Annotated in this window: 10 protein-coding genes; 5 read left to right on the top strand and 5 right to left on the bottom strand. The window is 49.2% G+C overall.

The features are described 5' to 3' along the window. Positions 1-26 precede the first annotated feature (26 nt). From ACSF8X_RS09235 to napA, 3 genes are read right to left on the bottom strand one after another with little or no spacing between them, the layout of a single operon-like run. Complete coding sequence (locus ACSF8X_RS09235) at positions 27-608, bottom strand: NapC/NirT family cytochrome c (protein WP_047878043.1); 582 nt, start codon at positions 606-608, stop codon at positions 27-29. 12 nt (positions 609-620) lie between these two features. After that, entirely contained in the window at positions 621-1,088 is a 468-nt protein-coding gene (locus ACSF8X_RS09230) for a nitrate reductase cytochrome c-type subunit (RefSeq protein ID WP_500849740.1), read from the bottom strand. Between the two features lie 15 nt (positions 1,089-1,103). After that, on the bottom strand, positions 1,104-3,596 hold the full coding sequence (napA, locus tag ACSF8X_RS09225) for a nitrate reductase catalytic subunit NapA (protein WP_500849739.1): 2,493 nt from the start codon (positions 3,594-3,596) through the stop codon (positions 1,104-1,106). Between the two features lie 207 nt (positions 3,597-3,803). Between napA and ACSF8X_RS09220 the strand changes: the two genes are divergently transcribed. From ACSF8X_RS09220 to ACSF8X_RS09200, 5 genes are all read left to right on the top strand, one after another. Continuing rightward, positions 3,804-4,028 carry a helix-turn-helix domain-containing protein gene (locus ACSF8X_RS09220; protein WP_500849738.1) on the top strand — a complete coding sequence of 75 codons (225 nt, stop codon included), beginning with the start codon at positions 3,804-3,806 and terminating at the stop codon, positions 4,026-4,028. A 430-nt stretch (positions 4,029-4,458) separates the two neighbouring features. After that, a complete protein-coding gene (locus ACSF8X_RS09215) occupies positions 4,459-5,103 on the top strand; it encodes a DUF2760 domain-containing protein (protein ID WP_157037792.1) in 645 nt (214 codons plus the stop codon). After that, on the top strand, positions 5,103-6,938 hold the full coding sequence (locus ACSF8X_RS09210) for an Hsp70 family protein (protein ID WP_500849737.1): 1,836 nt from the start codon (positions 5,103-5,105) through the stop codon (positions 6,936-6,938). The genes ACSF8X_RS09215 and ACSF8X_RS09210 overlap by 1 nt, the downstream gene beginning before the upstream one ends. Before the next feature lie 155 nt (positions 6,939-7,093). Further along, positions 7,094-9,922 (top strand): Hsp70 family protein, encoded by a 2,829-nt coding sequence (locus ACSF8X_RS09205; RefSeq protein WP_500849736.1) that lies wholly within the window; start codon positions 7,094-7,096, stop codon positions 9,920-9,922. 97 nt (positions 9,923-10,019) lie between these two features. Then, complete coding sequence (locus tag ACSF8X_RS09200) at positions 10,020-10,223, top strand: hypothetical protein (RefSeq protein WP_047878036.1); 204 nt, start codon at positions 10,020-10,022, stop codon at positions 10,221-10,223. A gap of 83 nt (positions 10,224-10,306) precedes the next feature. On the opposite strand, the gene ACSF8X_RS09195 is transcribed toward ACSF8X_RS09200, so the two are convergent. Both ACSF8X_RS09195 and ACSF8X_RS09190 read right to left on the bottom strand, forming a co-directional pair. Next, complete coding sequence (locus ACSF8X_RS09195; protein ID WP_500849735.1) at positions 10,307-11,152, bottom strand: ABC transporter; 846 nt, start codon at positions 11,150-11,152, stop codon at positions 10,307-10,309. Next, positions 11,149-12,003: an ABC transporter ATP-binding protein gene (locus tag ACSF8X_RS09190; RefSeq protein WP_500849734.1), complete on the bottom strand. Its 855-nt coding sequence runs from the start codon at positions 12,001-12,003 to the stop codon at positions 11,149-11,151. Before ACSF8X_RS09190 ends, ACSF8X_RS09195 begins: the two co-directional genes overlap by 4 nt. Position 12,004: the final 1 nt, after the last annotated feature.

The following is a 12,004-nucleotide window of genomic DNA, read 5'->3' as shown; positions in this document are numbered from 1 at the left end:
GCAACTATATTGACGCCGAATTGACATTAAAAACCCTCAACCCCCTTCATATCCGGCAATTGGTGGGCGATCCCCTTATGGCAATCAATACACGTTTTACTGCCATCCGCCAGTGAGCTTGAGTGCTGAGTCATAGCCCGCTGTGACTGCTGGGTAAAGTCCATATAACTGAACTCATGACAATTACGGCACTCCAACGAATCATTGACCTTCATCCTATTCCATTCTCGCTGTGCCATGTGCAACCGACGAGCCTCAAATTTCTCCGGTGTTGATATAGATCCAGTAAGCCAGGCCCACACTTCCTTGGATGCCTGCATTTTACGAGCCATTTTGTCCGTCCAGTTATGGGGAACATGGCAATCAGAGCAAATTGCTCTTACCCCGGTTCGGTTAGTAAAATGTATCGTCCCCTGTATTTCCTGATAGACATTATCTTCATGGCAGCTCACACAGAATGTTTCCGTATTGGTAAACTCCATACCTGTATTGAACGCCCCCCAGAAGATCACCCCAGCAATAAATCCCCCCAGAGTTAACAAACCAAGGCTCAAATATTTAGCCGGCGAACTAATGACCTTCCACCATTTTTTCAACCATTGCCACATACGCCTCCCCCCTTACTTCGCATCGAGCAGCGTATTGAGATCGGTAAACGTTGAGCCAACCAGCACTTTGGCATCTGTCTGCACAACATGGCATTGCTCGCAGAAATAACGCCTTGGTGACAGTTCGGCTAAGAAGTTACCGTCTCTGTCCATATAGTGAGTGACACTGATCATTCTCGCCTGCGTATCTTCCACACGGCTACGCGCATGGCATGACATGCATTTGTTAACCTTTAGGTCAACCTGATAGTTATCGATTTTGTGTGGGATCACCGGCGGCTGCATCGGATAATTCCGCTTGGGGATCCGATCTGTATTTAATGTTTTACTCATTACTGGCGGCTCAGGTTCACCGTTCAGGGCAAAATGACGCAATGTCGCCAAATCATCCCCCGGAACAACGGTGTCGCTCGCCGCAATAGCCGTCACCACGGCTATGGGTAAGAATAAAACCAGCACAAGCGTGAGTAGATGTTTCATCGTCAGCTCCTTACCCTAGGCTTTCATCACTTTCACCGCACATTTTTTAAAGTCGGTCTGCTTCGAGAGCGGATCGGTGGCATCTAACGTGACTTTGTTGATCAACTGGCTGGCATCAAACCAAGGCACAAAGACCAAGCCTTGTGGCGGTTTATTACGTCCCCGTGTTTCAACTCGGGTAATTATCTCACCGCGCCTCGACACGACCTTGACCGCATCGCCACGACGAACCCCTCTTGCTTTGGCGTCTTCGGGATGCATAAACACCACCGCATCCGGAAAAGCCTTGAATAACTCGGGAACACGTCGGGTCATCGAGCCTGAATGCCAGTGCTCGAGTATCCGCCCTGTCGAGAGCCATAAGTCATATTCTTCATCAGGGCTTTCGGCGGCAGGCTCATAGGGCAAGGCATAGATCACAGCCCGCCCATCCGGCTTGCCATAAAAATCAAAGCCACTGCCCGGCTTTACATAAGGATCCGAACCTTCTCGGTAACGCCACAATGTCTCCTTACCGTCCACAACTGGCCAGCGCAAGCCTCGTGTTTGATGGTACATTTCAAAAGGTGCGAGATCATGGCCATGCCCTCGGCCAAACTGGGCATACTCTTCAAACAAGCCTTTTTGAACATAAAAGCCATAATCTGTTGATTCATCGTTGCTTTGTCCTTCCGCAATCTGCTCCAACGGAAATTTGTTCACGTTGCCGTTAAGGTAGAGCACATCAAACAGCGTCTTGCCCTTATAATCGGGATTGGCATCAAGGATCGCCTTCGGCCACACTTCATCGGTGGTAAACCGTTTCGAGAACTCCATCAATTGCCACAGATCAGACTTCGCCTCACCCGGGGCATCCACCATTTGATGCCACAACTGGGTTCGGCGCTCGGCATTACCAAACCCACCTTCTTTTTCTACCCACATTGCCGCCGGTAGGATCAAATCTGCCGCCTGCGCTGTCACTGTCGGGTAGGCGTCCGATACCACAATGAAATTCTCGGGATTACGATAGCCCGGTAAGGTTTCTTCATTGATATTGGCACCTGCCTGTAAATTGTTGTTTACCTGAATCCAGTACACATTGATCTTGCCATCCTTGAGCATCCGGCTTTGCAGCACCGCATGCGCCCCAACCTTGCCGGGAACAACCCCTTCAGGTAAATTCCAGATTCTCTCGGCCGTCTTACGATGCTCGGGGTTAGCCACCAACAAATCAGCAGGCAAACGGTGGGCAAATGTCCCTACCTCACGCGCCGTACCACAGGCTGAAGGCTGGCCGGTTAATGAAAACGGGCTATTGCCGGGTGTCGAAATTTTCCCTGTCAGCAAATGAATGTTGTAGACCATGTTGTTACACCACACACCGCGCGTATGCTGGTTGAACCCCATCGTCCAAAACGAGGTAACTTTGGTCTTGGGATCAGCATAGAGCTCCGCCAACTCAACCAAGCGGCTCTCTGGCACTCCGGACATTTTCGCGACTTTCTCTGCAGTATACTCCGAGACAAATTGCTTGAATTCGTCAAAGGTCATGGGCTCTGAATCACCGCTATCAGGGTTCTTGGCCTGTTTCTGAAGTGCATTTTCCGGCCGCAGACCATAACCTATATCAGCCGCTCCGCGTCGAAAGTTAACGTGCTTATCAACAAACTCTTTATTAACCCTGTCGTTAGTGATGATGTAATTGGCAATGTAATTGAGGATGGCAAGATCAGTTTGGGGGGTAAAGATCATCGGAATATCGGCCAGCTCGAAACTTCGGTGCTCGTAAGTCGATAGCACGGCAACCTTAACCTTTGGATTCGACAGACGGCGATCCGTAACGCGCGTCCAGAGAATAGGATGCATCTCGGCCATATTGGATCCCCAAAGCACAAAGGCATCCGCCGCTTCTATATCGTCGTAACACCCCATCGGTTCATCAATACCGAAAGTGCGGATAAACCCCACCACCGCCGAAGCCATACAGTGACGGGCATTGGGTTCGATATTGTTCGAACGGAATCCCGCTTTCATTAACTTCGATGCCGCATAGCCTTCATATATTGTCCATTGGCCAGAGCCAAACATACCGATGGCTTCCGGCCCTTTTTCCTTCAAGGTCGCTTTCCATTTTTCCGCCATAATATCGAAAGCTTGATCCCAACTTATCGGAGTAAAATCACCTTCTTTGTCATACTTCCCCTCCTTCATCCTCAGCATCGGCTGGGTCAGGCGATCATCACCGTACATGATCTTCGAAAGGAAATAGCCCTTAACACAATTAAGCCCCCTGTTTACTGGCGACTTAATATCACCGTGGGTCGCGACAACCTTGTCATCCTTCACCCCCACATTGACCGAGCACCCTACACCACAAAAACGGCATGGCGCCTTCTGCCATGTTATTTGTGTCTTACTTGCATCCGTTACAACATTGCTGGCAATAACAGGAATCGAGATCCCTGCAGCGGCTGCCGCTGTCGTCGCAGCTTGAGCCTTAAGCCATTGACGCCGAGAACACTTCATCACTGCCTCACTTTGCTTCTCGTCATTTATTGTTTAAATCTAGTTAGCTTCTGAGAATTTGCGTCAAAATTGCTTTTACCCAGGCAATGGAATGACTCGCGGCAATATCCAACTTAATGTACCTTGGGTATAGGATCTAACGACCTTAGCAAGCTGTAATAGCGCAGCACTGGCATTTGATGAAAGACGGAATAGCGAAATAACGGAATGACAACGAACAAAACCCAAAGCAGCTTCTACCGACGACTCTACATCGCCCATCTTATTGACCAAGGAGTGGCAACTGTTCCCGATATCATCAACGTCACAGGCATGCCACGGCGAACAGCCCAAGACACCATTAAAAGTCTGGCCGACCTTGGTATTATCTGCGAATTCCAGCAGACCGAAGGGGCCCGAAACCGAACCGGGCGTTATGAAATTATTGACTAGGGTGCGATAAATAAGCGATGGATCATAGACAACCTTAGCGAAATCAAAGCAATACTTAACTACCCTTAAGGCAATCTTTGCCGCTCTGCCTATAATTAAGGCGATATACCTAAGCTGGTCGTTTATTCTGCAAGATAAACAGGTCGCAACACACAATCGATAAGGTAGAGACAAACCGCAGATAGGAAATATAACTATCTAGTTAGAATGGATTTATCAGAATAACATGCAGATGAGGGCGATATGACAGCACAATGTCAGGTTTTGGTGATGGTATTTTAAACGCCCCCTTCACTAAATCCTTTAAAATGACCAAAATTTCTGGCCTGTAAGGTGTAAACAAGCTTGTTTATGATACTATTCGACCCAATTTATGAATGAAATCTCATCGGTAGAGAGAACACAAAATATGGCTTTTGATTTTTCAAATTTGACTGTCGACTTATCGGCAATGCCTACAACAATTGACATGGGCCACGCATGGCTCGCTGGCCTGCTGGTTGTCATGGTCATCCTTTATATTGCCAAAAAGGGCAAGCCGGTCGAAATTGAGAAAATTGTCGAAGTAGAAAAAGAAGTCGAGAAAATTGTCGAGGTTGAAAAGCCTGTCGAGAAGATTGTCGAAGTCGAAAAAGTTGTTGAAGTTGAGAAAATTGTCGAAAAGATCGTTGAAGTAGAGCCTAAGCTCAAAACGACAACGCCTGATTCGGCACTTCAGCTTCTGTCTCTGCTTCAGCAAGAAGCACGCTTTATTGATTTTATGCAGGAAGATCTGAAAGGTTTTGCCGATGCAGAAATCGGTGCAGCGGCCCGAGTTATCCATGAAGGCGGCCAGAAAGTACTGAACGAATACTTCAGCTTTGCACCTGTACGTGATGAAGAGGAAGAAACACGTATCACTCTACCGAAAGGCTTCAACGCATCTGAAGTTCGCCTGACGGGTCACGTTGTTGGCGAAGCACCATTTACCGGAACACTCATCCACCGCGGTTGGAAGGTTACTGACGTCAAACTGCCTAAACTGGCTGAAGGCCATGACGCACACATCGTTGCCGCCGCTGAGGTAGAACTGTAATGCAAGAAACACAAGAACACCGTTACAGTGTAGGTATCGACCTAGGTACTACACACTGCGTACTATCATACGTTGACCTGCAAGACGAGAATGCGTCTGTCAATGTTATGCCGATTGCCCAGCTAACAACACCGGGTAACGTCGAAGATAAAAACCAGCTACCATCATTCCAGTACCAGCCTCATGAATCTGAGCTTGCTGAGGGCGATACAGCCCTGCCTTGGAATACCGAGCCAACCGCGATTGTCGGTGCAATGGCACGCAACCTTGGTAGCAAAACACCTATCCGCCTGATTGCGAGTGCGAAAAGCTGGCTATGCCACGGTGGTATCAACCGCCGTGACGCATTCATGCCACTCAACAGCCCGGAAGAAGTCATCAAGGTGTCACCGCTTGAAGCAACCCGCAACTACTTGGCACACCTTGCCGATGCTTGGAACTTCAACCATCCTGACACACCGCTGTTTGATCAAGATGTCACCATCACGGTACCGGCATCATTTGACCCAGCCGCCCGCGAACTAACAGCGGAAGCTGCGCGCGAAGTGGGCTTCAAGCACATGACCCTGCTAGAAGAGCCACAGGCAGCCGTATACAGCTGGCTGAAAAACAACGAAGACAACTGGCGTGACCAAGTGTCTGTCGGCGATGTGATTTTGGTCGTCGATATCGGCGGTGGTACCACCGACCTTTCGCTAGTTGCCGTGACCGAAGAAGATGGCAACCTGATGCTTAACCGCGTTGCCGTCGGCGATCATATCCTGCTGGGCGGCGACAACATGGATCTTGCCCTTGCCTACCGCCTGAAAATGAAGCTGGCGCAAGAAGGCAAGCAGCTGCAACCTTGGCAGATTCAGGCTATTACCCATGCCTGCCGCGATGCCAAAGAAGCCCTGCTAAGCGATGCAGACGTTAAAGCTGTGCCAATCGTCGTACCAAGCCGCGGCTCCAAGCTACTTGGCGGTACGCTGCAAACTGAACTGACCCAAGAAGAAGTTCAGCAGACACTGGTTGAAGGTTTCTTCCCTCGCAACAGCATTGAAGAACACCCTGTAGAAATGCAGCGCGGCGCACTGACCCAGATGGGTCTGCCTTACGCACAAGATGCCGCAGTATCACGTCATGTTGCTGGTTTCCTTAGCCGCCAGTCATCTGCCGTTGACGAGCTATTCGAAAAATACGAGCAGCTTCACGAAGGCTTCATCCGCCCTACCGCGATTCTGTTCAACGGTGGTGTGCTGAAATCTGATCTACTGGCAGATCGCCTGCTGTCTATCATTAACAGCTGGCTAACAAACGCCAATAGCCCAGAAGCAAAACGCCTACAAGGCTTAGATCTCGACCTAGCGGTTGCGAGCGGTGCGTCGTACTACGGTTCTGTTCGCAAGGGCAAAGGTGTTCGTATCCGTGGTGGTATTGCAAGCAGCTACTATGTTGGCATCGAAAGCGCCATGCCGGCAATTCCGGGCATGGAGCCACCTGTTGAAGCACTGTGTGTTGCGCCATTCGGTATGGAAGAAGGCACGCAAGCAGATGTTCCAAGCCGCGAATTCGGTCTTGTTATCGGCCAGCCGGTACAGTTCAAATTCTTCGGTTCGACGGTTCGCCGCGAAGATCCAGCTGGTACGCACCTTGACTGGTGGCAGCCAGAAGAGCTTGAAGAATTGCCAGCGATTCAGGTTACCCTGCCTGTCTCTGAAGGCCGCACTGCAGGACAGGTTGTTCCGGTTCGTTTGGCGTCTCGCGTCACCGAGCTAGGCACGCTATGCCTAGAGGCCATCGCCACTGACAATGACCAGAAATGGCAAGTGGAATTTGAAGTCCGCGAAAAATAAGCACATAACGGCACCTTCGGGTGCCGTTTCTTTATCCTTCCCATGTCATGTTATTGTTCGCGAATAACCAATATTTATACCTAAAACAAGCAATTGACACCGGCTTGCGTATATAATCGAACGTTCAATAATGTAACTTACTCTTGGAGTAATGAATGTCTTCCCCGCGTTATCTTGTCGGCATTGACCTAGGAACCACCCATACGGTTGTTGCCTATGCCCCTATCTCAGACAATCTTGAATCAAGCCCGATCCAGATCTTTGACATCGACCAGTTAATTGCCCCCGGCGAAGTCGCCCGTAAGCCCCTACTCCCCTCTTTCCGCTACCATCCGGCTGAAGGTGAAATCGATCCAAGCCAAATGGTACTCCCGTGGGATCACCAACCCGTTGCCGGTGATATTCACCACGCAGTGATCGGCGAGTTGGCCCGTGAGCTAGGAGCCAAGGTAGAAGGCCGGCAGATTGTCAGTGCCAAGAGCTGGCTGTCACATACCGGCGTCGACCGAAGCGAAGCCATTCTTCCTTGGTCGTCGACTCAAGGCGTCACCAAAGTGTCGCCTGTCGTTGCCAGCGCAAGCTATCTGAATCATGTCCGACAAGCGTGGGACTACCATCACCCAAGTGACAAATTATCCGAACAAGATGTCGTGGTTACCGTTCCTGCATCTTTTGACGAAGCCGCCCGGGCGCTCACTTTGGAAGCAGCCGCACTAGCCGGACTGCCCAATATTGTCTTGCTCGAAGAGCCACAAGCCGTCTGCTATGACTGGTATGCCAGCAACAAGCATCAAGCTGATACCCTACTGCAGGATATCCCCCTTCTTATGGTGTGCGATGTCGGCGGCGGTACGACCGACCTTAGCCTAATCCAAGTTGGTAGCAAAGACGGCAACCTGACCCTAGACCGTATCGGGGTCGGCGACCACCTCATGCTAGGTGGTGACAATATCGACCTTGCCATTGCCCACCTTGCTGAACAGCGCCTTCATGGCGGTGCTAAAAAACTCAGTGCATCTGGACTATCCAAACTAATCCAGCAGACTCGGAAGGTGAAAGAATCGCTCCTATCGGGCAACGCGCCAGATACAGCCAAAGTAACCATGTTAGGCAGTGGTTCGCGTCTTATCGGCGGCAGTAAGAGCATCGATATCACAAAAGATGAAGTCCACCAAATTGCTCTTGATGGCTTTTTCCCACTTACCGCATTCGATGATCAGCCAAGCCAGCGCCAAGCCGCCGTGGTTGAATTCGGGCTGCCTTACGCTGCGGATCCCGCAATTAGCAAACACCTAGCCCAATTCATCGCCTTGCATGATAACGTTTGTCGTCACTCTCTTGCCGAAGGCGGAGTCGTAATTGAAGACGGACAGCCTGCCATCCCTGTCGCCGTATTGTTAAACGGTGGCGTATTCAACAGCCCATTGTTGGCAGAGCGGGTTCTGAGCACCTTTAGCGCATGGAGAGGTGACAACGTCACCCAGTTGTGCAACCCTCACCCCGATCTTGCCGTCGCCTATGGCGCCGTCGCTTATGCCAAAGCACGTCATGGTGCTCAGCTCAAAATTGGTGGTGGCTCGGCACGTTCGTTCTTCCTAGTGCTTGAAGACAAGAAAAAATCCAAACAAGGTTTGTGTATCCTGCCCAAGGGATTGGATGAAGGCACCGAGATCCGGCTCAAAAACCGCAAGTTTGCGCTAACCCTCGGCGAACCGGTACGCTTTAACCTTGTCTCATCCACCGATGACGCCCATACCCAGGCTGGTGAGATCCATACGATTGATCATGAAAGTTTCATTTCACTGCCACCATTTATCGCCACACTGGACAGTGAACGCGATCGTGCCGAACTTGCGGCCAACCAAAAGGATCGCGAAGAAGTCACCCTCGCCTGCCAGTTAACCGAAGTCGGCACCCTACAACTAGAGTGCGTTAGTACCCTAGACGAAACCAAACGTTGGAAAGTAGAGTTTGCCATCCGCAAGGATCTTGCCAAAATTAACCGTGACGGCAGCACCCTTGCTCAGTCAGCCCTGCCTGATCGTATCGATGAGGCAATTGATCTCATCAAACAAGCATATGGCGGTAGTACGAAGAACGTCGATGACAAGACAATCAAAACCCTTCGTAGCCGTTTGGATAAAATGCTTGGTAAGCGTGATAACTGGGATACACCTTGTCTGCGTGCTCTTGCTGATTCACTGATCGACAGCCGTAAACGTCGTCGTCGCTCAGATATCCATGAACGCAACTGGTTAAAACTGGCTGGTTTTACAATGCGACCAGGCTTTGGCTACCCTGCCGATGAATGGCGCATGGAACAGGTATGGTCACTGTATCAGCATGGCATCCAGTTTGATAACCAAACCCAGACATGGAGCGACTGGTGGACGTTCTGGCGAAGAGTCGCAGGTGGGCTAACCCAAGAGCAACAACTGGTGATCTACAAAGACATCGCCAAGTACATTAATCCAGCGGCTACCCGCAATGGCAAACTGGCCAAAGAGATGCAAGAGCGCAGCTATGAGGATATGGTTCGTCTAGCGGCATCATTGGAACATTTGCCTTTCGACAAAAAGCTCCAACTGATTGAATGGATCTTCGGACGACTGCAAAAACCTCAGTTTGCCCAAGCACACTGGTGGGCTATCGGCCGTATCGCAACACGCAGCCCTTTCTATGGCAGCGCACATAATTTGCTTACACCTCAACATATTGCATACTGTTTACCTGAGCTCATGGAGTTTGACTGGCGCGATGATCCCAATATCGCTTTTGCGGCGGTAATGATGTGCAGAATGACCGGTGACCGCACCTTGGATGTGGATGAAAATAGCCGAAATGCTGTAATTGAGAAGCTAAAAGCAAGCAAAGTACCGGAAAGTTGGATAGAGATGGTGTCGACGGTGAAGATCTTGACGGAAAGTGAAACTAAGCGAGTATTTGGTGACGCGCTACCAACAGGATTACGCTTGCTCGATTAAGGTTCTGTTAGGGTTCGAATGGTAATCTCGAAGGATAACAAATAACAAATGCTTTTATTTTGATTGGCTAACACCATTTTGCCTAGCGAGTACAACCATGAACCGTTCACAATACCAAATTATCGCCCAGCGAATCTTCAAGTCAGAGAATCAACGTGTCGCAGTTGCAGCCGTTGTCTTTGACGGTATCTCAAGCTACGAAGCCGAGAAGCGATTTGATGTCCCTAAAGGCACCCTATCGCGTAATGTTCGTAAATACAAACGCGAAGTTGAATATCTACAGAACATTGCAACTGCTTGAAGTGCGTTTATACTCACTGACTAAAAAGGAGAGCCTGTGCTCTCCTTTTTCACAATGGCTTATTCACAATTGCTTAAAGCTGACTAACCCATTCTCAGAGCATCATCAGTACCGCGCAGGTAACAACTCCCCGCAAATAATACAGCCCCGGCGAACAGCATCAATATATTAGTCATTATGCCGTTGGCAAGATACGATGCCACAGGATGTTCCCCCGTCAGAACCTGAAAAGGCTGCCAGTAAATATCAGACAAATACTGCCCCCATTCACCCGAGCCACTCAGTTGGTAGAATACAATTTTCAACACCACTACAACGACGCATACCACTAAAATGGGATGCCTTGTCAACTGTGACAATGCAAACAAACCACAGGCAAACGGAAGTAGCGATACGCTAACCATCGCCATGCGGCCAATAAATTCAACCCAGTGCAGCATCAACCCCGTCAACGTAATATGATATGTAGCCATCATATCCGTAGGCAGCCACCAGGTTGCAAGAATCAAGACAATGGCATCGGCAAACAGCAAGAGCAGTGATGTGATCAGCGGAACAAGCACAAGAATAAAAACTAACTTGGCGCCCAGCATCATTGAATCTGCAACGGGCATCGAACGCCAGAAAAACAAACTGCCCTCTTGCTTCTCCTTTTGCAGCGTTTTGGGGGTATAAATCAAAAACAACACAAAATATATAATGCCGGCGACAACCTCGTTAAGTTTTCCGATAAACCCGGCAAACATCCCCGTCGTCGCTGATAAGCTTATAGTGCTATCGCCTGAGGTCTCCCAAGACATCGAAAAGTTATTGCCGTAAACAACAAAAACAAAATTGACCACAGAGAGCAACGCAAGAAAAAGCGGCAACTTCCAGACAATCGAATACTCAAGCAGTTCTTTTTTTATTAATGGGAAGAGCTGTTTCATTCTTGCTCCTGCTGTAACGCAACAAACAATTCAACCAAGGATACTGAGCTTACACTGCCGATCTGAGCCAGTTGCTCTTTGTCCTCTAACCTAAAAATACCCTGTAATGTCTCGGTTCCTTCTTTAATGTGCAATGGCTCTGCCGCCAATAATTGGCTACGCTTTTCACGCGGACAACTCACTTTCGCATAACGAGAGACGACGGCCGGCAACTCTCCGGTTTCTATCACCCTACCTCGTTTCAGCATTAAAACGTGCGTCAGCAAATGCGAAATATCATCCACATCATGACTTGCAATAACCACCGAGCGTTTTCCGGCATGAAACCATTTAACAACATTCTGATAGAAGCGTTCCCGATACATAAGGTCTAACCCCAACGTCGGCTCATCTAAAATCAGCACTTTGACATCAGTTGCCATAATCAAAGCGAGGTGTAACTGGAGCTTCATGCCTTTAGACAAACGAGCCACCTGCATTTTAACGCCGATATCCGTCTCTTTTAGGTATTCCTCAACCTTGTTACGCTTAAATCCAGGATGAAGACCTGCAACATAATCAATAAGCTGGTTTACCTTCATCCATCCGGGCAATATTGCCGCATCAGAAAGATACGCAAGGTGCCGAACAATCTCGACCCTATCTTTCCTCGGCTCACAACCCAGTACAACCAACTCGCCTTTAATATCATGTACACCAAGAATCGCATTAATCAACGAAGATTTCCCGGCACCATTATGGCCCAGTAAGCCTAGTATCTGCCCTGGCTCTAATACGAAATTCACATCGTTCAGCGCATGAAACTTGCCATAAGACTTACTTAACTGTTTTGCTTGAATCAGGGTTTCCACT

It is taken from the genome of Photobacterium panuliri (assembly GCF_059920555.1).
The sequence above is the reverse complement of the archived record's forward strand: the minus strand, read 5'-3'. Positions and strand labels throughout refer to the sequence as shown.